The sequence below is a fragment of the Streptomyces africanus genome, assembly GCF_002150735.1.
In the GTDB taxonomy this organism is placed as follows: Bacteria; Actinomycetota; Actinomycetes; order Streptomycetales; family Streptomycetaceae; genus Streptomyces; species Streptomyces africanus.
This window is the reverse complement of the sequence record NZ_MUKA01000017.1, coordinates 19,058-42,435: the sequence shown is the minus strand read 5'-3', so window position 1 is coordinate 42,435 and position 23,378 is coordinate 19,058. Positions and strand designations below refer to the sequence as shown.

Annotated in this window: 22 protein-coding genes; 9 read left to right on the top strand and 13 right to left on the bottom strand. The window is 72.8% G+C overall.

From position 1 onward, the window contains the following. Positions 1 to 29 precede the first annotated feature (29 nt). From CCL05_RS02850 to ligD (CCL05_RS02840), 3 genes are all read right to left on the bottom strand, one after another. Positions 30 to 1,052, bottom strand: coding sequence for a questin oxidase family protein (locus tag CCL05_RS02850; protein ID WP_086558880.1), 1,023 nt, complete (start codon positions 1,050 to 1,052; stop codon positions 30 to 32). Positions 1,053 to 1,150: 98 nt separating this feature from the next. Then, positions 1,151 to 1,924, bottom strand: coding sequence for an NPP1 family protein (locus CCL05_RS02845; protein WP_086558879.1), 774 nt, complete (start codon positions 1,922 to 1,924; stop codon positions 1,151 to 1,153). A 139-nt stretch (positions 1,925 to 2,063) separates the two neighbouring features. After that, the gene (gene ligD, locus CCL05_RS02840) at positions 2,064 to 3,044 is read right to left on the bottom strand and encodes a non-homologous end-joining DNA ligase (RefSeq protein WP_086558909.1); all 981 of its coding nucleotides are present in this window, start codon (positions 3,042 to 3,044) and stop codon (positions 2,064 to 2,066) included. A 113-nt stretch (positions 3,045 to 3,157) separates the two neighbouring features. Here ligD (CCL05_RS02840) and CCL05_RS02835 point away from each other — a divergent pair, with 113 nt between their 5' ends. Continuing rightward, the gene (locus CCL05_RS02835) at positions 3,158 to 3,673 is read left to right on the top strand and encodes a MarR family winged helix-turn-helix transcriptional regulator (RefSeq protein WP_086558878.1); all 516 of its coding nucleotides are present in this window, start codon (positions 3,158 to 3,160) and stop codon (positions 3,671 to 3,673) included. Between the two features lie 10 nt (positions 3,674 to 3,683). On the opposite strand, the gene CCL05_RS02830 is transcribed toward CCL05_RS02835, so the two are convergent. Beyond that, positions 3,684 to 4,841, bottom strand: coding sequence for an MFS transporter (locus tag CCL05_RS02830; protein WP_086558908.1), 1,158 nt, complete (start codon positions 4,839 to 4,841; stop codon positions 3,684 to 3,686). Positions 4,842 to 4,931: 90 nt separating this feature from the next. Between CCL05_RS02830 and CCL05_RS02825 the strand changes: the two genes are divergently transcribed. From CCL05_RS02825 to CCL05_RS02810, 4 genes are all read left to right on the top strand, one after another. Continuing rightward, entirely contained in the window at positions 4,932 to 5,711 is a 780-nt protein-coding gene (locus tag CCL05_RS02825; protein ID WP_107400413.1) for an AraC family transcriptional regulator, read from the top strand. Between the two features lie 50 nt (positions 5,712 to 5,761). Further along, positions 5,762 to 6,142 carry a DoxX family protein gene (locus CCL05_RS02820; protein ID WP_086558877.1) on the top strand — a complete coding sequence of 127 codons (381 nt, stop codon included), beginning with the start codon at positions 5,762 to 5,764 and terminating at the stop codon, positions 6,140 to 6,142. After that, positions 6,139 to 6,606: a peroxiredoxin gene (locus CCL05_RS02815; RefSeq protein WP_086558876.1), complete on the top strand. Its 468-nt coding sequence runs from the start codon at positions 6,139 to 6,141 to the stop codon at positions 6,604 to 6,606. Before CCL05_RS02820 ends, CCL05_RS02815 begins: the two co-directional genes overlap by 4 nt. 61 nt (positions 6,607 to 6,667) lie before the next feature. After that, positions 6,668 to 9,010, top strand: coding sequence for a SpoIIE family protein phosphatase (locus CCL05_RS02810; protein WP_086558875.1), 2,343 nt, complete (start codon positions 6,668 to 6,670; stop codon positions 9,008 to 9,010). Between the two features lie 9 nt (positions 9,011 to 9,019). Here the strand turns inward: CCL05_RS02810 and ligD (CCL05_RS02805) are convergent, their stop codons facing one another. The 3 genes from ligD (CCL05_RS02805) to CCL05_RS02795 are packed head-to-tail and all read right to left on the bottom strand — an operon-like array spanning position 9,020 to position 11,540. Continuing rightward, complete coding sequence (gene ligD / locus CCL05_RS02805; protein ID WP_086558874.1) at positions 9,020 to 10,051, bottom strand: non-homologous end-joining DNA ligase; 1,032 nt, start codon at positions 10,049 to 10,051, stop codon at positions 9,020 to 9,022. A gap of 5 nt (positions 10,052 to 10,056) precedes the next feature. Beyond that, positions 10,057 to 10,671: a DNA polymerase ligase N-terminal domain-containing protein gene (locus CCL05_RS02800; protein ID WP_086558873.1), complete on the bottom strand. Its 615-nt coding sequence runs from the start codon at positions 10,669 to 10,671 to the stop codon at positions 10,057 to 10,059. A 38-nt stretch (positions 10,672 to 10,709) separates the two neighbouring features. Further along, the gene (locus tag CCL05_RS02795) at positions 10,710 to 11,540 is read right to left on the bottom strand and encodes an aldo/keto reductase (protein WP_086558872.1); all 831 of its coding nucleotides are present in this window, start codon (positions 11,538 to 11,540) and stop codon (positions 10,710 to 10,712) included. A 123-nt stretch (positions 11,541 to 11,663) separates the two neighbouring features. Between CCL05_RS02795 and CCL05_RS02790 the strand changes: the two genes are divergently transcribed. Further along, a complete protein-coding gene (locus tag CCL05_RS02790) occupies positions 11,664 to 12,728 on the top strand; it encodes a LacI family DNA-binding transcriptional regulator (RefSeq protein WP_086558871.1) in 1,065 nt (354 codons plus the stop codon). Here CCL05_RS02790 and CCL05_RS02785 read toward each other — a convergent pair. From CCL05_RS02785 to CCL05_RS02770, 4 genes are read right to left on the bottom strand one after another with little or no spacing between them, the layout of a single operon-like run. Beyond that, the gene (locus CCL05_RS02785) at positions 12,691 to 14,067 is read right to left on the bottom strand and encodes a glycoside hydrolase family 32 protein (protein ID WP_086558870.1); all 1,377 of its coding nucleotides are present in this window, start codon (positions 14,065 to 14,067) and stop codon (positions 12,691 to 12,693) included. The two genes, CCL05_RS02790 and CCL05_RS02785, sit on opposite strands and share 38 nt — an antisense overlap. Then, positions 14,064 to 14,918 carry a carbohydrate ABC transporter permease gene (locus CCL05_RS02780; protein ID WP_086558869.1) on the bottom strand — a complete coding sequence of 285 codons (855 nt, stop codon included), beginning with the start codon at positions 14,916 to 14,918 and terminating at the stop codon, positions 14,064 to 14,066. The genes CCL05_RS02785 and CCL05_RS02780 overlap by 4 nt, the downstream gene beginning before the upstream one ends. A 14-nt stretch (positions 14,919 to 14,932) precedes the next feature. Beyond that, positions 14,933 to 15,889 carry a carbohydrate ABC transporter permease gene (locus CCL05_RS02775; protein ID WP_086558868.1) on the bottom strand — a complete coding sequence of 319 codons (957 nt, stop codon included), beginning with the start codon at positions 15,887 to 15,889 and terminating at the stop codon, positions 14,933 to 14,935. Beyond that, positions 15,886 to 17,295, bottom strand: a complete 1,410-nt coding sequence (locus tag CCL05_RS02770; RefSeq protein WP_086558867.1) for an extracellular solute-binding protein — start codon at positions 17,293 to 17,295, stop codon at positions 15,886 to 15,888. Before CCL05_RS02770 ends, CCL05_RS02775 begins: the two co-directional genes overlap by 4 nt. Before the next feature lie 159 nt (positions 17,296 to 17,454). Here CCL05_RS02770 and CCL05_RS02765 point away from each other — a divergent pair, with 159 nt between their 5' ends. The 3 genes from CCL05_RS02765 to CCL05_RS02755 all read left to right on the top strand — a co-directional run bounded on the left by CCL05_RS02765 (position 17,455) and on the right by CCL05_RS02755 (position 20,714). Next, on the top strand, positions 17,455 to 18,999 hold the full coding sequence (locus tag CCL05_RS02765) for a glycoside hydrolase family 32 protein (RefSeq protein ID WP_086558866.1): 1,545 nt from the start codon (positions 17,455 to 17,457) through the stop codon (positions 18,997 to 18,999). Between the two features lie 94 nt (positions 19,000 to 19,093). Continuing rightward, positions 19,094 to 20,068 (top strand): TauD/TfdA dioxygenase family protein, encoded by a 975-nt coding sequence (locus tag CCL05_RS02760; RefSeq protein WP_086558865.1) that lies wholly within the window; start codon positions 19,094 to 19,096, stop codon positions 20,066 to 20,068. An 82-nt stretch (positions 20,069 to 20,150) separates the two neighbouring features. Beyond that, complete coding sequence (locus tag CCL05_RS02755; RefSeq protein ID WP_086558864.1) at positions 20,151 to 20,714, top strand: dihydrofolate reductase family protein; 564 nt, start codon at positions 20,151 to 20,153, stop codon at positions 20,712 to 20,714. Here CCL05_RS02755 and CCL05_RS02750 read toward each other — a convergent pair. Together CCL05_RS02750 and CCL05_RS02745 are read right to left on the bottom strand one after the other, a co-directional pair. Next, positions 20,711 to 21,739 (bottom strand): LLM class flavin-dependent oxidoreductase, encoded by a 1,029-nt coding sequence (locus CCL05_RS02750; RefSeq protein WP_086558863.1) that lies wholly within the window; start codon positions 21,737 to 21,739, stop codon positions 20,711 to 20,713. The two genes, CCL05_RS02755 and CCL05_RS02750, sit on opposite strands and share 4 nt — an antisense overlap. 89 nt (positions 21,740 to 21,828) lie before the next feature. Next, positions 21,829 to 23,334: a metallophosphoesterase family protein gene (locus CCL05_RS02745; RefSeq protein ID WP_086558862.1), complete on the bottom strand. Its 1,506-nt coding sequence runs from the start codon at positions 23,332 to 23,334 to the stop codon at positions 21,829 to 21,831. Between the last annotated feature and the right edge of the window lie 44 nt (positions 23,335 to 23,378).

Below are 23,378 nucleotides of genomic sequence, written 5' to 3'. Positions count from 1 at the left end.
TACCTCCCCCGACCGCCCTTCGGCGTACGTCAGTTCGGGACGAGCGGCTCGCTCAGTTCGACCGCCCGCAGGGCCGCGGCCAGGGCCCGCTCGTCGCCCACGTCGAGGGCGGTGTCGGTGAGCTTGATGACGTGTTCGTCGCCGTGGGCGAGGGCCCGTTCCAGCACCTCCTCGGCGGTGCGGCCGGGCGCGGGGACGTGAGAGAGGGGCTCGGCGTGGGCGTACATGGCCGTGACCGCCGCGGACGCGGTCCACGCCGCGTGCAGACTCGGCGCCCACAGCTCGCGGGGCAGGGAACCGAGGGCGCGCAGCACGGCGTTGGGGGCCGTCGCCGCATGCACCAGCATGGTCTCCTCCCCGTGGCCGTGGGTGGCGTACCGATGGGTCGCGGCCCGGACCAGTTCGACCAGGCGTGCGCGTGCCGTGTCCGGGTCGGTCACCTCGCTCGCCCACAGCGGCAGCCGCCGTACGGCTGCCAGCCGGTCGGGAAAACCGCCCCGGGGATCGGCGATCGGCGGCACGGCGTCCAGGGACCGCGCCGCACTCGGCGCGGCGGGCAGTACGGCGATGCCGGACACGGGACGGTGCCGGGCCGCCCAGTAGCCCAGCCCGTGGGCGAGTTCGGCGAGCCGCGGGGCGCTCTCGCCGGCTTCCAGCGCTCGTACGGCGTGGCCGACGCGGATCACCGGATGCGTGGAGCCGCCGTACAGCCCCGGCAGCAGCCGGGGCCACCAGGCCGCGAGGACGTCCCGCCACGGCTGCTGCGCCAGGGCGTGGCCGAAATACCCGATCCAGTCGGCGGCCCGGCGCGGATCTCCCAGCGCCTCGCGCCAGTCGGCGTCGGTCACCGGTGCCACGGGGGTGGGGAAGTCCTCCAGCTTGGGCCGGTACAGATCCAGCCAGCGGTGCACGGCGCTCGCCTGCCCGTGCGCGGCCAGCGCCTCCACGACCATGGGGGCGTGGTTGGTGAGCCGGCCGAGCCGCTCCGGCCCCGAGGCGTGGAGCCGTTCGAGGGCTTCCTCGAGTGTCCCTGTCGTGTCGTGTGCGTCCATGACCGGGACGCTATGCGCCCGCCCCGCGCCGGCGGATCGGACGCGGGGCGGAAGCCGGGCCCGGCCGGGGACCTAGGTCACCGGCCGGGGCCGTGAGATCAGGCGTAGGGGTCGAACGCGATGCCCGAGGGCTTGGCCGACGCCAGGTGGTTCGCGAAGTTGGCGTCCTTCAGGCCGAAGTTGGCGCTGCCGAAGTCGTACGACGTGAGCTTGTCGCGGACCCCGGCGGGGTAGCCGTTCCAGCCGACCAGCGGCGGGTACTGCCAGGAGCCCTTGTGGTTCTCGGGCGGCTCGTCGTTCGCGTTGGCGAGACGGAAGCAGTGGGTGCTCGCCCCGTCCTTGTGGTAGACGATCTTCGGGTGCGTGCCGTCGAAGCGGACCTGCGACGCCGCCTGCACGCTGAACGAGCCGTGGGCGGACGTCGAGACGTACTTGACCTGGTTGTCCTGCACGAACACCGCGACGTGCTCGAAGTCGTGCCGGTGGCCGCCGATACTGCTGCCGGCCACCGCCTGGTCCTTCTCGAAGTAGAGGGCGTACAGGATGGCGCACCAGCCGTTGTTGCACTTGGAGCGCGCGTAGCCGTTGGTGTTGTCCAGGTCCGAGGCGTCGCGGCAGTCGCCGTTCAGTGCGCCGGTCGGGTTGAGCCCGCCGTTGACGGTGCCGTCCGCGCCGATGGCGGGCGTGGAGTAGCAGCCGTCGGTGTCGTAGTCGTAGGCGGGCTGGTACGTCTTCTCCAGCGCGTCTGCGTTGGCGGGCAGCGCCCGCGGCGGGGCGGCGAAGGCCGTGGCGGGGAAGGCGAGGACGAGGGCGGCGGCACCGGCCACTCCGGTGAGCCATCTCCTGCGGGGTGCGAACGGGCGTGACGACACTGCGTCCTCCTCTTGGGCGCAGCCCAACGGCTGTGGGGGAAAGGGAGGTTCAGCTTCCAGGTTGAACGCGTCCATGCCAAGAGGAAGAGGTGATCTCAGAGGTGAACCGCCCCCTAACAGCCGGAGTCCGCGCGCCGTTTCAGACCATGTCGTCCGGGATGTCGGCCGCCGCCTCCTCGGGTGCGAGATCCGGCCGGAGCCGCAGCCAGGACGGCTGCCGCAGCAGCCCCTCCCGGGTGCGGGTGCTGTAGCGGACCTCGCCGACCAGCCGGGGTACGACCCAGTGCGCGCCGGGAGCCCGCGGGGCGGGGTCGAAGGGGCAGCGGTCGGTCGCGGCGGCCCGCAGCAGCCCGGCGAGTTCCGTCCGTTCGGCCTCGCTCCAGCCGGTGCCCACACTCCCGACGTAGCGCAGCCGCCCCGCGGCACGCTGCCCGACCAGCACGGCACCGGGCAGGCCGGTGAGCCGGCCCTTGCCGGGCTGCCAGCCGCCGACCAGGACGTCCTCGGTGCGCATGTTGCGGATCTTGATCCAGGCCCGGGAGCGCACCCCCGGCTCGTACACCGAGTCCAGCCGCTTGCAGACCAGGCCCTCCATGCCGTGCTCGCGCGTGGCGGCCAGGGCCTCGGCGCCGTGGCCGACGATCGCGGCCGGGGTCGACCAGGAGGGCCCGGCAAGGCCGAGGTCCTCCAGCGCCGCGCGGCGCCGTGCGTAGGCCAGCCGGATCAGCGACCGGTCCCCGAGGTGCATCAGGTCGAACAGCGCGAGGTGGACCGGCACCTCCGCCGCCCGCCGGGCCGCCCTCGCGGGCGCGTGGGCCAGGCCCATGCGGGACTGGAGCAACTGGAAGCTGGCCCGGCCCTGTTCGTCCAGGGCCAGGATCTCCCCGTCCAGCACGGCGGGCACGGGACCCAACGCGGTGCCCAAGGGCCGCAGTTCGGGGTACGCGGCCGTGATGTCCTCCCCGGAACGGGCGCGCAGCAGCACGCTGCCGTCCCCGGGGCAATAGACCACCACCCGCTGGCCGTCCTGCTTGGTCTCATAGGCCCAGCGCGCGTCCTGCGCGGCGGGCGGCAGGGTGCCGGGCGTCGCGAGCATGGGCGGGATCAGGGGCAGGTCCACGGGTGAGTTGTGGACGGACCGGGCTGCGGTCACGCGCGTTTCCGCGTCTTTCCCCCGAACGGCGACATCGGTGAATTACTTGAGTTAGGCAACGAGATGGTAACGTGGCTCGCATGTCCACACCACCGCTCCCCGACGTCCCCTCCCCGGAAGTGATCGAGATCGAGCGTGCGCTCACCCGTATCACGTACCTGAGCACGCGCGCCCGCCAGCACGACCGGCTGATGGCCCTGGCGGGGGTGCCGCTCGACCGGGCCGCCGTCGCGCTGCTGCGGCAGGTCGCCGACTCCGAGCCGCTGCGGCCGGGGGAGCTCGCCGCCCGGCTGGGAGTGGAGGCCTCGCACGTCACGCGCACGGTGCAGCAGTTGCAGAAGTCCGGCTACGTCACCCGCGTGCCCGACCCCGACGACCGCCGCGCCCAGCGCATCGAGCTCACCGACACCGGCCGGCAGGCCATCGCCAAGGTCCGCGAGGTCGGGGTCCGCGGCATGCAGATGGCCCTGTCCGACTGGTCCCCCGACGAGCTGCGGCAGCTCGCCACGCTCTTCCACCGTATGGTCGACGACTTCCTCGCCCACGCCGTCGACGAGGAGCCCGAGGACCGGTCCGCCCCCGCCGGCCGGGCCTGACCCCCTCAGGTCACCGTGCGGCCGGATCGCGCGGACCCGCGCGCTCGGCGACCGCGGGACCGGGCGGTGCGGGCTCGCGCAGCCGGCACAGCAGCAGCCGCCCCACCGCGGGCAGGGCGATGAGCGGCAGCAGGGCCGTCCGCAGGGACGTCGCATCGGCCAGCACCCCGAGCAGGGGCGCGGCGAGGCCGCCGACGCTCACCGTCAGCCCCAGCGTGACCCCGCTCGCGGTGCCCACCCGCCGGGGCAGACAGTCCTGGCCCAGGGTGATGTGCAGCGAGAACGGCACGTACAAGCCCGCCGACGCGAGCGCGACGAACAGGTACACCAGCGGCCCCGGCACCAGGACCAGACCGGCCACGGCGAGCACCGTCAGCGCGTACGACCGGCGCACCACCGCCAGCCGCCCGTACCGCTCGGCCAGCCGCCCCCCGGCCAGCGTGCCCACCGCACCACCGGCGTAGAGCACGAACAGCGCCGCCGTACCGGCCGGCTCCCCGCCCCCGGTCCGCTCCCGCACGTACAGCGAGACGAACGCGCTCAGACCGACGAACACGACCGAGCGGCAGATCACGGCCCCGGACAGCCGCAGGAAGGCCGGCCAGTCGTCGCGGCCCGCGAGGACGGGCGCGACCGCCTGCGCCGCGCCGGACGCGGTCGCGCGCACCGCCGCCGCGCACAGTGCCGCTCCCGCCACCGCCGGGACGGCCAGCAGGGGAGAGGCGCGCAGGCCGCCGATCGCCATCACGGCGAGGACCAGCAGCGGTGCCAGGGCGAAACCGGCGTTGCCGCCGAAGGAGAACCAGCTCATCGCCGTGTGCCGGCCGTGCGCGACGGCCCGCGCCACCCGGGCGGCCTCCGGATGGTAGGCGGCCACCCCGGCCCCCGACACGGCGACGACCGCCAGGGTCCATGCGTAGGAGCCGGCCACCCCGCTCAGGGCGACGCCCGCCCCGGCTGTCAGCGCGCCGAGCGGCAGCAGCCACGGCATCGCCCACCGGTCGGTGAGCACCCCGAACAGCGGCTGCACCAGCGACGAGAGCAGGGAGGCGGCCAGGACGACGCCGGAGGCGGCGGCGTAGGAGTAGGCGCGCTCGGCGACGAAGTACGGCACCAGAGCGGCCACGGCGCCCTGGTAGACGTCCACGCAGGCGTGTCCCAGGGACATCAGAGCGACGGGCCGGTTGCGGCGGGAAGCGGTCACCCGGAGATCGTCGCCGCCGGGGTGCCCGGCCCGCTTCCGATAATCTGCCGGACTGTGCCGAACATCCGCCACATGCCGACGGCCCCGACCCGCGCCCAGCGGCTGACCGCGGGCGACCGCATCGACGCGCACCGGCACGACGACCACCAGATCGTCTACGCGGGCTCCGGCGTCGTCGCCGTCACCACCGACGCCGGCACCTGGTTCGCGCCCGGCACCCGCGCCATCTGGGTCCCGGCCGGCACCGTGCACGCCCACCGCGCCCACGGCCGGCTCGACCTGCACCTGATCGGCCTGCCCGCGGACGACAACCCCCTGGGGGGTGTCCGCGACGTCCCGCCTGCCCACCCTGCCGTCCTCGTCGTCAGCCCGCTGCTGCGCGAGCTGATCCTCGCCTACACCCGCGACCCCGGCGACGACAGCCCCGAGCGGCACCGGCTGCGCGCCGTCCTGTGCGACCAGCTGCGCCTCTCGCCCCAGCAGCCACTGCGCCTGCCCACGCCCGCCGACCCGCGCCTGGCCGCCGTCTGCGCGCTCGTGCACGCCGACCCGGCGGGCGCGGGCACCCTCGCCGCCCTCGGCGCCGCCACCGGCGTGGGGGAGCGCACCCTCAGCCGGCTCTTCCGCAGCGAGTTCGGCATGACGTTCCCGCAGTGGCGCACCCAGTCACGGCTCTACCACGCCCTGCGGATGCTGGCCGACGGCCTGCCCGTCACGACCGTCGCCCACCGCTGCGGCTGGTCCTCCGCCAGCGCCTTCATCGACGTCTTCCGCCGCTCGTTCGGCTACACCCCGGGTGCTCACCAACGGCATCGGCAGGACCCGGCGAACTGACCTTTCTACCGTCCAGTAATATCGCGCGGCAGGTCATCAGAGGAGGAACCGTGTCCCGGTCCGAACGCTCGCCCCTGCTGCTCGCCGGCCTGCTGGCCACCGCGGGTATCGCCCACTTCGCCACCCCACGCCCGTTCGACGCGACCATCCCGAGCGGCCTGCCGGGCACGCCCAGGACCTGGACCTACGTCAGCGGAGCCGCCGAGCTCGCGCTGGCCGCGGGCCTGACGCTGACGCGTACCCGCAAGGCCGCCGCGCTGGCCACGGCGGCCTTCTTCGTCGGGGTGTTCCCCGCCAACGTGAAGATGGCGGCCGACTGGCGCCACCGCCCCGCGCCGCAGAAGGCCGCGGCCTTCGGGCGCCTGCCGCTCCAGCTGCCCCTCGTGCTCTGGGCCCGCGGCGTCGCACGGAACGCGCGGGGCCGGTCGTGACCGCGCGCGTGGAGGCCGGGGACACGGTCGAGGACTTCGCCCTGCCCGACGAGACCGGCACCGTCCGCAGCCTGTCCGGGCTGCTCGCCGAGGGGCCGGTCGTGCTCTTCTTCTACCCGGCCGCCCTGACCCCCGGCTGCACCGCGCAGGCCTGCCACTTCCGCGATCTCGCCGCCGAGTTCGCCGCCGTCGGGGCGCGCCCCGTCGGCATCAGCGGGGACACCGTCGAGCGCCAGCAGGAGTTCGCCGGACAGCACGGCCTCGGCATGCCCCTGCTGTCCGACACCGACGGCACGGTCCGCGAGCGGTTCGGCGTGAAACGCGGCTTCTCCCTGGCCCCGACCAAACGCACCACGTTCGTCATAGGGCAGGACCGCACCGTCCTCGACGTCGTCCGCAGCGAACTGCGCATGAACGTGCACGCCGACCGGGCACTGGCCGCCCTGCGCGCGCACCGGAGCTGACACCGTCACGAATGCTCCGTCACGGTTGATAAGGGGCGGCAAAGGGATAATCCTGGACGATATGGAGGACGCCTCCGCTGCTGCGATCATCGACGCCCGCGGCACCGTGACGGGGTGGAGCGAGGGTGCCCGGCGACTGACCGGCTACCCCGCCGAAGAGGCCGTGGGCCGGTCCGTACGGGAACTGCTCGCCGAGGACGTGCCGCCGGAGGCGTTGTCCGCGCGGTCGGGCACCGTCATGGTGCGGCACCACGACGGCTATCTGGTCGGGCTGCGCGTCACGGCCTCCGCCGTGACCGGCCGGGACGGGGCACCGGAGGGCTTCGTGATCACCGCCGAACCCCCCGGCAGCGCCGAGACGTCCCTGGCCGGCAAGGCCTTCCAGCAGGCGTCCATGTCGATGTCCGTGTTCGACACCGACCAGCGCTATCTGCGGCTCAACGACGCCGCCTGCCATGTGATGGGCGTGCCCGAGGAGACCCTGCTCGGGCGGCACTTCCCGGAGACCGTCGAGGAGGCCGAGCACAGCCAGGGCTTCAACTGGCACCTCCGGCACGTCGTCGAGACCGGCCGCCCGCTCCGCTACGAGAGCTACACGGGCGCCCCGGCCCTGAACCGGGAGCACGCCTGGGTCACCGAGATGTGGCCGGTCCGCGACCACTCCGGCGAGCTCCTGGGCACCGCCCTGGCCGCGTTCGACAGCACCGAGCAGTACTGGGCGCGGCAGCGGCTGGCCCTGCTGAACGAGGCCGCGGCGGCCATCGGCACCACCCTGGACGTGGTGCGCACGGCCGAGGAGCTCATCGGGGTCGTGGTGCCCCGGTTCGCCGACTTCGCGAGCGTGGACCTGTTCGACTGGGTCCTCGGCGCGGAGGAGTCGCCGGCCGTCCCCACGGACGACATCGTGCTGCGCCGCGTCGCCCACGGCTCCGTCACCGAGGGCACCCCGGAAGCCGCCGTCCACCTGGGCGAAGTGGACGCCTACCCCTCGTTCTCCCCCATCGCGCGGGCGATGCGGGAGGGCCGGGCGATCGTCAGCCAGGCGGGGGAGCCGTCCTTCATGCGCTGGGTCGCCGAGCGCAACACACGCGCCCCGCAGGGCAGCCCCTACCGCCAGGGCGTCCACTCGATGATGGCGGTGCCGCTCCGGGCCCGCGGCACCACCCTCGGCGTCGCGGTCGCCGTGCGCATCCGGCAGGTCGACGACTACGCCGCCGACGACGCCGTGTTCGCCGAGGAACTCGCCAGCCGCGCCGCGGTCTGCGTCGACAACGCCCGCCGCTTCGCCCGCGAGCGCACCACCGCGCTGGCCCTCCAGCACAGCCTGCTGCCGAGGGGACTGCCCGGTCAGGCCGCCGTCCAGGTCGCCCACCGCTATCTGCCCTCCGGCTCGGCGGCCGGCATCGGCGGCGACTGGTTCGACGTGATCCCGCTGTCCGGCAGCCGGGTCGCGCTCGTCGTCGGTGACGTCGTGGGCCACGGCATCCCCTCCTCGGCGACCATGGGCCGCCTGGTCACGGCGGTACGCACCCTCGCCGACGTGGACCTGCCTCCGGACGAACTCCTCACCCACCTCGACGACCTGGTCACCCATCTCGCGTCGGACGACGACGGTGACGAGGTCGCCGAACTCGGCGCGACCTGCCTGTACGCCGTCTACGACCCCGTCACGCGCCGGCTGAACCTGGCCGCCGCCGGGCACCCCGCCCCCGCCCTGGTCCTGCCCGACGGGTCAGCGCGGCTGATCCCCATGAGCGCGGGGCCCCCGCTGGGCGTCGGGGGGCTGCCGTTCGAGGCGACGGAGCTCCAACTGCCCGAGGGCTCCGTCGTCGCCCTCTACACGGACGGGCTCATCGAGGACCGCGACCGCGACGTCGACCACGCCACGGACGAGCTGTGCCGCGCCCTGACCGCGCCCGCCGACTCGCTCGACGCCCTGTGCGACACCGTGCTCAAGGCCGTACTGCCGGAGGAGCCCAGCGACGACGTGGCCCTGCTGCTGGCCCGTACCCGGGCGCTCGGCGCGGACCGGGTCGCCACCTGGGACGTCCCGCCGGACCCCGCGCACGTGGCCGCCACCCGCCAGGCCGCCACCGAGCAGCTCACCGCGTGGGGCCTGGACGAGACGGCCTTCGTCACCGAACTCGTCGTCAGCGAACTCGTCACCAACGCCATCCGGTACGGCGCCGAGCCCATCCAGCTCCGGCTGATCCGCGACCAGGCCCTCATCTGTGAGGTCTCCGACGGCAGTTCGACCTCCCCGCATCTGCGGCGGGCCCACCAGGACGACGAGGGCGGCCGCGGACTGCTGCTGGTCGCCCAGCTCACCCAGCGCTGGGGCAGCCGGCAGACCACCCGGGGCAAGACGATCTGGTGCGAACAGTCGCTCACACCGCTGTTCTGACCGGGCCGCTCACGCGGCGGCGTGCCCCGACGGGCGCTCCCGCACCACGTCCCGTGGCTTCTTGTCGTCCCGCAGCCCCAGGTACCGCGGGTGGCGCAGCATGCCGTCACGCGTCCACTCGGAGAACGCGATCTGGGCCACCAGCTCCGGCCGCACCCAGCGCGCGCCCGCCTCCCGCACCGGCCCGTCGAACGGTGAGCCGGACACGCGCAGCCCGTCGAGCCGCTCGCGCAGGTCCAGCAGCGTGCGCCGGCCGAAACCCGTGCCGACCTTGCCCGCGTACCGCAGCCGCCCGCCCGCGTAGTGGCCGAGCAGCAGCGCGCCGAGCCCCACCCGGCTCCCGGCCGGTTCGGTGAAACCGCCGACGACGAACTCCTGCCCCTGGGAGCACTTCAGCTTCAGCCAGTCCGACGACCTGCGCGGCTCGTAGACACCGTCGGCGCGCTTGGCGATCAGGCCCTCCCAGCCCCGGGCGCACACGTCCGCCAGCAGTTCGGCGCCGCCCGCGTTGCGATGCGGCGTCAGCCGGAGCGGGGAGCGGTACGCCACAGCCCGGCGCAGCAGCGACTTGCGAGCCCGCAGCGGCAGGCCCCTGGTGTCGGCCCCGTCCAGCCGGAGCAGGTCGAACACGTAGTAGGTCACGGCCACCCGGCTCGCCGCCACGTCCTGACGCCGGGTCAGGCCCATGCGCTGCTGGAGCCGGGAGAAGTCGGTGCGCCCGCCCGAGAACGCGACGATCTCCCCGTCGAGGACGAAGTCCGCGCACGCCTGTGCGGCGAGCGCGTCCACGATCTCAGGGTAGGTGTCGTTCAGCCGGCGGCCCGACCGCGACAGCAGCGTCACCCGCTCCCCGTCCCGGACCGCCAGCACCCGGATGCCGTCCAGCTTCCGCTCGAACACCCACTCCTCGTCCGCGTCCGAGAACTCGCGCCGGTCGCTCAGCGTGGCGAGCATCGGGCGCGCCGCCAGTTCCGCCCCCGGACGGGCCGCCCCGAGCTGCCGCCGCTGTCCCTCGGGCAGGGTGTCGAGGAGACCGGCCATCTCCGTCACTCCCCGGCCGCGTCCGAGGCGACCTGGGCGAGGGTGCGCCCGGACACGGCCGAACGTGCCCGGCGCGGGTCGGGGGCCCCGTGCGCACGCGCCCGGCCCCCGGCCCGCTTCACCAGCAGCCAGGCCTCCTCGCCGTCACCACTGCCGTCACCGCGGAACCGGGTCAGGGCGTACTCGCCGCGCAGTTTCGCCCCGCTCAGCCGGAACGTGGCGTGCCCCCGCTCCAGCGACTCGGCGAAGTCCACCGGCCGTCCCTTGCGGTCGTGGCTCAGCGGCTCGTACGTGCCGTGGTCCCAGACGATCACCGTGCCGCCGCCGTACTCACCGCGGGGGATCACGCCCTCGAACTCCTCGTACTCCAGCGGATGGTCCTCCGTGGGCACGGCCAGCCGCTTGTCCTTCGGGTCCGCCGAGGGGCCCTTGGGGATCGACCAGGACTTCAGGACGTCGTCCACCTGCAACCGGAAGTCGAAGTGCATCGTGCTCGCGTCGTGGATCTGCACCACGAACCGGGGCCGGTCCCCGGCGGACTCCCCGCTGCCCCGGGGCTCGCCGGTCCGGTCGAAGTCGCGTTTGCCGCGGTAGTCCCGCAGCCGGTCACGCTCAGCCACCTGCGGCTCCTTCCTGCCCAGGGTGCCCCGGGTACCCGTCAGAACTCCTCGTGCACCTCGGGGTCCCCGCCGACCCGCCGCCGCGCCCGGTCCGCGATGGCGGTCATCTCGTCCTCGCTCAGCTCGAAGCCGAAGACGTCGAGGTTCTCGCGCTGCCGCTCGGGGTTCGCCGACTTCGGGATGGGCACCGCGCCCAGCTGCATGTGCCAGCGCAGCACGACCTGCCCGGGCGCCACCCCGTGCGTCTCGGCGATCCGCACCACCGCGGGGTCCCGAAGCAGGGGCGTGCCCCGGCCCAGCGGGCTCCAGCTCTCGGTCAGGACGCCCTTGGCCGCATGAAAGGCGCGCAGGTCGTCCTGCGGCAGGAACGGGTGCAGTTCGATCTGGTTGACCGAGGGCAGCACCCCGGTCTCCTTCTCCAGCCGCTCGATGTGCCCGGCCGTGAAGTTCGAGACGCCGATCGACCGGACGAGCCCCTCCTCGCGCAGCTTGATCATGGCCTTCCAGGAGTCGACGTACCGGTCCACGCGCGGCAGCGGCCAGTGGATCAGGTACAGGTCGACGTACTCCAGGCCCAGACGGGTCCGGGACTCCTCGAAGGAGGCGAGCGTCTCCTCGTAGCCGTGGTGCCGGCCCGGGAGCTTCGTCGTCACGACGATCTCCTCGCGCGGCACCACCCCGGAGGCCACGGCCCGGCCGACCCCCGTCTCGTTGCGGTAGTTCGTCGCCGTGTCGATCAGGCGGTAGCCCGCCTCCAGGGCCGAGAGCACCGCCTGCTGGGCCTCGTCGTCGCCGAGCGGCCAGGTGCCGAGGCCGAGGGCGGGGAGCGTCGTACCGTCATTGAGCGTGTGCGTCGGGATGCTGATCACCGTCGGACCTTCCCGTTGACTGTGTGGACTGCCTGTGGCGTCTGCCTGTGTCGTCCCTCCAGCGTCACGGATAGGGTGAGCAATGATCAACCGGACGGGTGGGGGATGAGGACGGCGGACGGCATGGGCAGCGCCGAGGAGAAGCCGGCGGCACGACCGGGGCGTCCCACCTCGCGGGACGTCGCCCGGCTCGCCGGCGTGTCGCACACCGCGGTGTCCTTCGTGTTCAACGGCCGCGCCCAGGGCAACCTCTCGCCCGCCACGCAGGAGCGCATCCGGCAGGCCGCGGTCCAGCTCGGTTACCGGCCCGACCCCGTCGCCCGCGGTCTGCGCCGCAGCCGTACGGCCGTGATCGGCCTGGTCACCGACGAGATCGCCTCCTCACCGTTCGCCGGGCGGCTGCTGCGCGGCGCCATGGACACCGCCTGGGCCGGCCAGCACCTGGTCCTCACCGTCGACTCCGGCGGCGACCCGGCCAAGGAGGACGCGGCGGTCGCCGAACTCCTCGACCGGCGCGTCGACGGCATCATCTACGCGGCCATGTCGCTGCGCCGCGTCCGCGTCCCCGAGGGCCTGCACCGCACCCACTCCGTGCTGGCCAACTGCCTGCCCGAGGACGGTTCACTGCCCGCCGTCATCCCCGCCGAGCGGGCCGGCGGCCGTACGGCGGCCCGGTTGTTGCTGGAACAGGGGCACCGGCGGGTCGCAGTCGTCGGCGGGCACGACGACATCGCCTCGGCCGAGCGGCTGCGCGGCTTCCGCGACGCGCTGCGCGCCGAGGGCATCACCGTGCCCAGGGACTGGGTCGTCCGGACCGGAGGCGAGATCTCCGGCGGCTACGAGGGTGCCGTCCGCCTCCTCGACGGCACCCCGGCCGACCTCCGGCCCACCGGGATCTTCACCTACAACGACCGGGTCGCGGCAGGCGTCCTGCACGCCGCGACCCGGCTCGGGATCGCCGTACCCGGCGACCTGTCGGTGGTGGGCTACGACGACCAGGAGCACATGGCCGCGTACCTCACGCCGCCCCTCACCACCGTCGCGCTGCCCCATCGGGAGATGGGCGAGGCCGCCACCCGGCTCCTGCTGGACTCCATCGTCACCGGCCGGACCCCGCCCGCCACCGTGCGGCGTCTGGCCTGCCCGGTGATCAGCCGTGCGTCGGTGGGACCAGCTCCCATCCGGTGACGGCCGCGCCGGACGGCACCGTCAACTCCCGTATGTCGTCAGGCCGGTGGTAGACGCGCTCGGTGACCATGGCCCGGTCCCCGACGAACAGCTCGTACAGCGAGCCGTCGACGAGAAGGCGTACCGTGAGCTCCTCGTCGGGCGGCACATGGACGACGACCGGCGCCCCGGCCTTCGCACGGGGCCAGTCGCCACGGTCCAGGGCCACGGTGCCCTCGCCCGGGTCCAGCCGGACCGTCAGCTCGGCGCCCGAGGCCGAGCGCAGCAGACTCACGGTGGTGTGACCGCGGGCGCTCACCGTCAGGTCGTAGGCCGCCGGCAGCGCGGCCCGGCCCGGGGCGGTGACGAACGGTTCGTCGGCGTGCAGCCGGCGCAGCTCCGGGGCCGGGGTCACCCGCAGCGCCCCGTCCGGATGGACGTCGACGACCCGGGGCGCGGTCAGGACGCCTGCCCAGCCGGCCTCGCCCTGCTCGCGGGCCTCCCACGACCAGCCCCACATCAAGGCCCGGCCCGGCTCCTGGAGCACGGCGGGCGCGTAGAAGTCGCGGCCGTGGTCGAGCATTCCGCCCGCCCGGGCGGAGAAGCGCAGGTCCGCATCCAGACGTCCCGTCAGGTAGCCGGTGGTCCACGGGTCGCCGTCCCACAGGGAGACGACCAGCACCCACTCGCCGCCCCGCGTCGCGAAGAGCTGCGGGCACTCCCAGCCCGTCGCCCGGTCGCCGAACACCGCGGCAGCGGCCGGGTCCCGGCCGTCCAGGAGCACACCCGCGAAGCGCCAGTCGGTCAGGTCGTCGCAGTCGTACAGCAGGACCGACGGCGTACCGTCCGCGTGCCCCGCGCCGACCAGCGCCCGGCGCCGGCCGCCGTGGCGGAAGACGAACGGGTCGCGGAACATCACCACGTCCAGGTCCTCGGGCGGGCCCGTCAACACCGGCGTGGGCAGGGTAGTCCAGTCGGCCAGCGCGGGGTCGTCCGGATCCGCCGCCCGGGCCAGACAGATCGTGCCGAGCCCGCTGTGGTCACGGTCGACCCCGGTGTAGACGGCCGTCGGCACGCCGCGGTCGTCGACGACGCACCCGGACCAGCAGCCCGCCTCGTCCGGGCCGCCCGGGGTCGGGGTGAGGGCGATCGGGTGGTGCTCCCAGTGGGCGAGGTCGGGGCTGGAGGCGTGGCCCCAGTGGACGTTGGCGTGCACCGGGGCGTCGGGGTTGTGCTGGTAGAAGAGGTGGTAGCGGCCGCGCCAGCGGAACGGCCCGTTGGGGTCGTTCATCCAGTTGGCGGGCGGGCGGACCCGGAAGCGCGGGGCGTGCGGGTCCTGCGGGGGAGCGGCGAGGCTCAACGGTTGACTCCTGCGGACGTGATGCCCTCACGCAGAGGGCGCTGACCGACGGCGAACACGGCGACGGCGGGAATCATGGAGAGGACGACACCGGCGAGCACCACGGAGACGGAGCCGGTGCCGAGGTTGCCCTGGAGGGAGACCAGTCCCAGCGGCAACGTGTAGTTCTGGCCGGACGTTTCGAGGATCAGCGGCCGGAAGAACTCGTTCCAGTGGTAGTTGAAGGCCAGGACCCCGACGATCGCGAGGCCGGGCGCGGCCAGCGGGGCGTACACCGACCGGAACGTCCGCCAGGGGCCGGCACCGTCCAGCATCGCCGCCTCACCCAGATCCTTGGGCATGCCCAGGAAGTACTGCCGCATCAGGAACGTGCCGAACGCCGTAGGGAAGGCCGGGATGATCAGCCCGAGCAGGGTGTCGGTCAGGCTCATCGACTTCAGGACCAGGAACACCGGCACGATCGTGACCTGCAAGGGCACCATCATCGTCGCCAGGACAAGGGCGAACAGCGGCTTCTTGAAGCGGAACTCCAGGCGGGCGAAGGCGTATCCGGCCAGCCCCGCCGTGATCATCTGGCCGACCGCGATCAGACCCGTGACCAGCGTGGAGTTGAGGGCGAGCAGCCACACGTCGATCTGGCCGAACACCCCCCGGTACGCCTCGGTCGACGGGTCGGACGGGATGAGCTGCGGCGGCAGGTCGAACGCCTCGGCAGGTGTGCGCAGGGACGTGGACACCGTCCACACCACCGGACCGAGCGTGAGCAGGGCGCACACCGTCAGTCCGGCGATCCGCGCCCACGGCGCCAGCCCGTGGCGCGCACGGCTGAAGGACAGGGTTGCTTGGCTCAAGGGACTCACCCGGCTCACTGGTAGTGGACGAAACGCCGGCTGAGCCGGAACTGGAGGGCCGTGACCGCCATGATCAGCACGAACAGCAGCACACCCACCGCTGAGGCCTCACCGAAGCGGAGCTGCTCGAACGCGGTCTCGTAGATCACCATCACGACCGTGCGGGTCGAGTCGCCGGGACCGCCGTTGGTCAGGACGTAGGGCTGCTCGAAGACCTGGAGCGCGTTGATGATGCCGACCACCGAGGCGACCAGCAGCGTCGGCGACAGCAGCGGCAGCGTGACGGAGAGGTGCTTGCGCAGGCCGGTCGCGCCGTCCAGGGCGGCGGCCTCGTGGATCTCCTTCGGGATGTTGTTCAGACCGCCGACGAACAGAAGGAACGAGAAGCCGAACTGCTGCCAGACGTAGACCAGGACCACCGTCGCCATCGCCGCGTTCTCCGACGTCAGCCACGGCACCGGCGCGATCCCGACGAAGCCGAGCAGCCAGTTGATCACCCCGAAGTCCTGGTTGAACAGGTACTTCATCACCACGGAGATCGACGCGGCGGACAACACCAGGGGGAAGAAGAACGCGGAGCGGAACACCGACCGCAGCCACACGGGCATCCGCCCGGTCAGCGTCAGGGCGAGCGCCAGCGCGACGAGCAGTTGCAGCGCCACCGCGAGCACCATGAAGACGAGGGTGTTGCGGAAGGACACCAGCACGGTCTCGTCACCGAAGACCGCGCCGTAGTTGGAGCCGCCGGCGAAGCGCGGCGAGTCGATCACGTTCCAGTGGAAGAAGCTCAGCACCACCGAGCCGGCGATGGGGACGACCGTGAAGACGACGATGCCGACGATCGTCGGGGCCAGGAACAGTGTGGCCAGCAGTCGGGTGCCGCGGTCGCGGGCCGAGCGACGCGGTGCGTTCTCGGCGGGCGGGGCCTCGTGCCGTTCGGCTCGGGCGGGCGGTATCCGGGTGTCCGTCATGCGTCACGCTCCATGGCCTTCTCCAGGTCGCCCTGCAACCGGCGCAGCGCGGGACGCACCGAGCGCGAGGAGGCCAGGGCCGTGCCGGTGTGCTTGAGCAGTAGCTGCTCGACCTCGGCGACCTGCGGCGGCGCCGGGATGGGTCCCGTGTGGGGGAACCGGTCGAGGGTGTCGTAGAAGACCTGCCAGTGCGTCGGGCCGGTCTCCTCGTAGCGGCCGGCGGTCAGCATCGAGCGGCGGGCCGGGGTTGTCTGGTTCGTCGTGAACAGCTGGGACAGGGTGTCCTTGCGGGCCGCGTACTTGATGAACTCCCAGGCTTCTTCCTGCCTCTTCGAGGTGCGCAGCAGTGCGTATCCCGCCGCGCCGTACTGCATGCGCTGGGTGCGCCAGCGTGGGAAGTACTGCACGTCGAACCCGTCCCGCTCCATCCCCGCCAGGTGCAGGCCGCCCGCCCAGAAGCCGCCCGCCGGAGTGACACCGACCCGGCCGGTGGAGAACACGCCGATGAGGTTCTGGCCGTTGCCGCCCTCGGGCCGGGTGCACAGGCCGTCGCGGACAAGGGAGGCGAGATAGTCGTAGACCTCCTCCACCCGGTCGTGCGTGGCCTGCGGCGTGGTCCACCGGAAGCCGCCCCCGCGGCCCGCGCGTTGGCCGGCCGGGTAGAAGGAGTCCCACAGCCACTCGCCGCCGGGCGCCTTGGACTCCGCGAGCAGATTGGTGCCGTTCGCGAACAGCCAGGGCACCACGCCGCCCCACAGCCGGTTGGTCCAGAAGTAGGGAGTGAAGCGCGAGCCGCTCGCCTGCTTCATGTCCCGCAGCAACGACGTGAAGTCGTCGCGGGTCCAGTCGGCGGGCGGGTACTGCGCCCCGGCCCGCCGCAGTACCTGGCGGTTGAGGTACATGTCGGCCGCGTTGAACTCCACCGGCAGCTGGAAGAGGCTGCCCTCGTACATCATCGACTCCACCAGGGACGGGTGGACATCGGCGAAGTACTCCTTCAGCTCGGCCGCGTCCCGCTTCACCCACGTGTCCAGGGCCACCCCGAGCCGCTGCGCGAACAGCTGCACGCCCTCGGTGGCGACGTACACCAGGTCCGGTGCGGTGCCGGCGGCCACCTGCGTGAGGATCTTCGCGAAGAAGTCCGACCAGTCCACGGCCTGCACCGCGTTGATCTGCAGCTTGATGTCGGGGTGCAGCTCGCGGAAGCCCTCGCGGAGCGTGCGGATGGCCTCCGGCCCGTAGGCGGGGCCGAGTGTGGCGACGACGAGGGAACCGTCGTCACGTCCGGGGATGTCGGCTCCGGTGAGCCGCTCCCAGCTCGCGGCGGTGCCTCCCAGGGCGGCGGCACCCGCGCCGTAGGCGCCGTACCGCAACAGCGTGCGGCGGGTGAGGTGCGAGTCGGTCATCGTGGGGCCTAACTCGTGTTAGTTGAGGACTGATGCCCCAGATGATGTGAGCGCCGCCCAGGTGTGTCAAGACAGCGGGACCGCTTGACCTTTAACGAGTTAGGTCCCACAGTCCTGATGCACATGAGTCACCGTTTCCGACGAGAGGAACGAGGTGTGATGGGCGGGATCACGAGGAGGGCCCTGTTCGCCGGGTCGGCCGTGGGCGCGGCCGGCGCGTTGCTGCCCGCGGCGGCGGGCACGGCGGAGGCCAGGCCACGCAACGGCTGCGCGAGCTACCGCGCGGCCTACCACTTCACCGTCCCCGAGCAGTGGAAGAACGACCCGCAGCGCCCGGTCTGGATCGACGGCACGTATCACTACTTCTACCTGCACAACGCCGACTACCTGTCCGGCGCGATCGGCACCGCCTGGCGGCTGGCCACCAGCACCGACCTGGTCTCCTTCACCGACCGGGGGATCGCCGTGCCCAAGGACACCACCCCCAACGGCGACGTCTGGTCGGGCTCCGCGGTGGTCGACACGGAGAACACGGCGGGCTTCGGGGCGGGCGCGGTCGTCGTCCTGGCCACCATGTCGCCGCACGACGGCCCGAGCGACCAGGCGCAGTACCTGTACTACTCCACCGACGGCGGACGGACGTTCACCCCGCACGGCACCGACCCGGTGCTGCCCAACCCGGGCGTGCGCGACTTCCGCGACCCGAAGGTGATCCGCGACGAGGAACGCGGCCGGTGGGTGATGACCCTTGCCGAGAACGACAAGGTCGGCTTCTACCACTCCGCCGACCTCAAGTCCTGGACGTACGGGAGCGGCTTCGTCAAGAGCGGCATCGGCGTGCTGGAGTGCCCGGACCTGTTCCGGATCCGCGCCGCGGACGGCACGGCCAAGTGGGTGCTCGGGGTGAGCGCCAACGGCAAGGGAGCCGGGCTGCCCAACACGTACGCGTACTGGACGGGCTCCTTCGACGGCAGTGCCTTCACGGCCGACGCCGAAGAGCCGCAGTGGCTCGACCACGGCTGGGACTGGTACGGGGCCGTCACCTTCGAGAAGCGGACGGCGAACGGCGCCCTCGACGAGCGGACGCGCTACGCGATCGGCTGGCTGAACAACTGGGACTACGCCCACATCACGCCCACCATCGACAGCGACGGCTTCAACGGCACCGACTCGATCGTCCGCGAGATCACGCTGAAGCGCGCTGCCGACGGCACCTACCACCTGGCATCCCGGCCGGTCACCGCGCTCGACCGGTACGTAACGCGCACGGTGCGGCTCGGCGACCTGGTGGTCGAGGGCACCCGCGTCCTCGACTACCGGGGCACCGCGTACGAACTGACCTGCGAGGTCACCTGGGACCAGCTCACGGGCGCGGGCGTGCAGCTGCGGCGCTCCCCGGACGGCGTCCGGCACATCGACGCCGGCGTCCACCGCGACTACGCCTACCTCAACCGCCCCCCCTCCGTGTCACCCGACCTGTCGGGCAGATGGCAGGAGAGCCGGAGCCCCTTCGACCCGGCCCGGCGCACGGTGAGCCTGCGCATCCTGGTCGACCGCACATCCGTGGAACTGTTCCTCGACGACGGCCGGTACGCGCACGCGTCGGCGGTCTTCCCGTACCTGGTCGACACCGGGCTCGCGCTGTTCACGGTCGACGGGAGGGCGGTGTTCCGGAACACCGTGATCCGGGAGTTCGAGGTGTGAGGGGCGTGGGCGCTGGTGCGGTGTCGCCCCGGGCGGGAATCGCTGTCACGATCTTCCGGTAGGCACGACCACGCCCACGACCAGCGGAGTGCGCATGACGACGGACAGCCCGATGACGGACGAGGCGGTGCGGGAGACCGGGGTGGAGGTGAAGCCGGTCGCCGGGCACATCGGCGCCGAGATCAGCGGGGTCGACCTGGCCGCGGACCTGGACGACGCCGTGGTCGCCGCGATCAGGGCGGCGGTGCTGCGGTGGAAGGTGGTGTTCTTCCGGGGGCAGCGGCTGGACCACGCCGGGCACGTGGCGTTCGCGCGGCGGTTCGGGGAGACGGTGGTGCTGCCGCGGCGCGGCAAGGCCTCACCCGCGGACTTCCCCGAGATCGAGACGACCGCCGACCGGCTGGAACTGGGCGGTCGGTTCGGCATGGAGCACGACGAGTGGCTGGGGCGCCGCCGCCACACCCTGCTGCGCGGCTGGCACTGTGACCACGGCGCCCGCGTCGACCCGCCCGCCGCGACGATCCTGCGCGCCGAGACCGTGCCGCCCTACGGCGGCGACACCACCTGGTCGAATCTCGCGGCGGCGTACGCCGGGCTCTCCGCGCCGCTGCGGCAGTTCGTCGACGGGCTGCGGGCCGAGCACCGGCTCGGCGTCGGCTACCAGCCCCGGCCCGGCGACGACGCCTACGTCCGTCACCTGCTGGACCGCCAGGTCGCCTCGCTGCACCCCCTGGTGCGCGTCCACCCGGAGACGGGCGAGCGGGTCCTCTACGTCAACGGCTACTACGTCGAGCAGATCGCCGGCCTCTCCCGGCCCGAGAGCGCCGCGATCCTTCAGATGCTGCTGGAGCAGGCGGTGCGGCCCGAGTACACGGTCCGGTTCCGCTGGGAGCCGGGCAGCGTGGCGTTCTGGGACAACCGCGCCACGATGCACCTGGCTCCCGGCGACACGGCACACCTCGAGCACCCGCGGATCATGCACCGGGTGATGCTCGCCGGGGACGTGCCCGCCGGGGTGGACGGCAGGGCGTCGGAGCCGATCACCGGGACCGCGCCCGGGCGTTGGTGACACGAAGGCGATCCGCGCGTCGCGATGAGTTTCGCGGTGTCCCGTGGTCGTACTGTCGAACCCCTTACTCAGGAGGACACCGATGCGCAGCGTGACGTATTCGATGAGCGTCTCACTGGACGGCTACATCGTCGGGCCGGACGGCGGCTTCGACTGGACGGCGCCCGACCCGGAGGTCTTCCGCTTCTGGATCGACGAGATCCGGGACGTCGGCGTCCACCTGATGGGACGACGGCTGTACGAGACGATGCTGTACTGGGAGACCGCCGACCAGGATCCCTCGCTCGGCGAGGCGGAGCTCGAGTGGACCGCGCTGTGGAAGCCGCTCCCGAAGGTGGTGTTCTCCACGACGCTGTCGGCGGTCGAGGGCCATGCCCAGCTGGCCTCGGGCACCGTGGCGGAGGAGATCGAGCGGTTGCGGGCCGAGCCGGGGGAGGGCGACATCGCGATCGGCGGTGCGACGCTCGCCGCCCAGGCGGCCGCGGCGGGTCTGATCGACGAGTACCGGGCCGTGGTCTACCCGGTCCTCGTCGGCGGTGGCATTCCGTTCTTTCCTCGGGACGAGCGCCGGGTGGATCTCGAACTCGTCGAGACCCGCACCTTCAGCTCGCGCTTCGTCTACCTCCGCCACCGCGTGGTGCGCTAGACGCCCGGTCGCCATCCCAGAGCCGGGCCGAGCCTGGTTGCCATGTCGGTGAGGATCTGGACGTAGTCCTCGTGCTCGAAGGTGAACGGGAGCGCGAACGCGACCTCGTCCACCTCCCGGAACGCCGCGTGCGCGTGCAGCCGTTCGGCGATCTCCTCCGACGTGCCCACCAGGTCCGGCGCGAACAGCAGCCGCGCCGGGCCCTGCGGTGCGGCCGTACGGGGCGTGCGCTCGGCGGCGTACTTCTCGTAGCGGGCGCGCTGCCCGGGCGAGGCGGAGTCCGTGGGGATGACGACGAGACCCTGTGACACGCGGGCGGCCTCGCCGTCCGGGTGGGCGGCGCGGAACGCCCGGATGTGGGAGAGCTGGATCTCCGCGAAGTCGTGGGGCCCGTCGGGGTCTTCGGCCTTGACGACGCTGCTCGTGAGCAGGTTCATGCCGTGCTCGCCGGCCCACCGGGCGGACCGCAGGCTGCCGCCGCCGTACCACAGGCGGCGGCCCAGGCCGGGAGAGTGGGGCTGCACCCGGCCGGAGAAGGTCTCGAACCCTTCCGTCCCGCTGAAGTCCGTCACCGGCTCGCCCCGCACGGCGTCCAGCAGCCGCTCCACCCGCCCGTAGCCGAAGTCCTCGGCGTCGGCCGTGTCCGGGTAGAGCGCGCCCTTGACCTGGTCGAAGTGCATCGGCGGGCCCACGCTGACGCCCGGGTTGAGCCGGCCCCCGGACAGCAGGTCGACGGTGGCCAGGTCCTCGGCGAGGCGCAGCGGGTTCTCCCAGCCGAGCGGGATGACCGCCGTGCCGAGTTCGATCCGGCGGGTGCGCTGCGAGGCCGCGGACAGGACGGCGACGGGGGAGGAGATGCCGTACTGGAGATGGCGGTGGCGCACCCACGCGCTGTCGAAGCCGAGCCGCTCGCCCAGTTCGATGATCTCCAGCGTGGACTCGTGGCCGCGCCGCGGATCCGCCTCGTCGAACAGCCCGATGGTCAGGAAGCCCAGCTTGCGCAGCGGTCGTGGGGTCGGTGACACGAGCCCTCCATCATTGAACGTTCAATGGCCTACGCCGGTGCCAACCCGGCAGCGACCCGTGCTGTTCCCGCCGCGCCGGTTCCCGCGGGTCAGCGCAGCGGGATCGTCACCTCGTCCTCGACCGGCGGGGCGAGTTCCTGGGCGCGGTTGCCGGTCGCCGCGAAGCAGCGCAGCCGGACCGACTCCGGGGAGACGTCCAGGCGCAGGAAGCACTTGAAGAACGGCGGGCTGTACGTCGCCGAGCCCGGCGAGAACAGCGACGTGTAGATCTTGCGCACGGGCAGCCGGAACCGCCTGGCCCGGTCGGGCCGGCGGCCGGTGCCCAGCAGCCCGGCGACCAGCCGGACGCGCCGGGTGACGCGGGTGGCCGCGCCCGGGACGCGGGTCGGCGGGATGCCCAGGCGCTCGGCGATCACGGCCGTCGCCTCCGACTCGGTGAGCGTGAAGAAGCGGGGCATGCGCAGCCGGCGGCCGTAGAGCCGGCTGTAGAAGGCGAGGGAGTCGCCGCGCAGCGGATAGCAGCGGAAGTCCCGCTCGGTCACGTTCGCGACGTCGACGCGGGGGATGGTGTGGGTGGCGTGCATGAACGCCCCGCCGCCGCCCGCGACCACGTACTGGATGGTGCGTCCGTCGTCCAGCCGGACCGGGTAGCGCTGGTAGTTGTGGATGTCGCCGCCTATCGCCGCCACGTAGTGGTGCTCCGGGGCGCGGACGATGTCGTCGACGGTGCCGCCCCCTTCGATGGCGCACGGCTCGCGCTTGCCGTCCACGTACAGGGGCGACCCGGTGACGAGGATCTTCGGGCGGGACCCCCGGGAGACCTCGCGCAGCCAGGCGCCCTGCTCGGCGTCGAGGGTGCCCAGCAGGCCCGTGTCGATGCCTATGATCCGCACCGGTCCGGCGTCGATCGCCCAGTACGGGCCCGGCTGGACGGCCTGCTGGGCGGGTGCCGGGCGCAACTTCCGGGCCTCGGCGAGGTCGTGACCGTCGTCCGGTCGCGGCCGGTGCCACAGCAGGGACCGCAGCCAGGCACGGGTCAGCGGGCGGGGCCGGGGCTCGGGCGGCAGCGGCGGGGCGTCGTCGCAGAAGACACGCATGAAGCCGCCGAGGTCCTCGTACCAGTCGTGGTTGCCGGGTATCGCGTAGATCGGCGCCTGGTAGTCCTGGTACGGGCGGAAGAACTTGGTGCCGTAGTCGTCCGCGCTGCCCACCGGGTAGATCACGTCACTGGCCAGCACGGCGAAGCTGGTGTCCTGACCGGTCTTCAGAAGGCCCGGCACGACGGCGTACTGGGGGTCGTCGCCCTCGCCGGTGTCGCCGATGACCAGGAACGAGAAGCGGTCCGGGTCGTCGCGCCGGATCACCTTGTCGGCCGGTGCGCCGGCGGCCGCGCGCTGTGCCACCCACCGGCCGCGGGTGCGGCCGGTCGGATCCCCGAACCAGGAGGCCAGCACGCCGTTGCGGGCGGCCCACAGCATTCTCGGGTCCAGCCAGGAGATCTTCTCGACCTGCCGGGGCATCAACTGCCGGTACGCGCCGCGTTCACCGGTGCCCCAGCCGGCGCCCTCGGCAGTGTGGCGTGAGGAGTCGGACACCGCTGCACCGTAACAATGATCTTCGAGCCGTCCGCAGGCGGGTC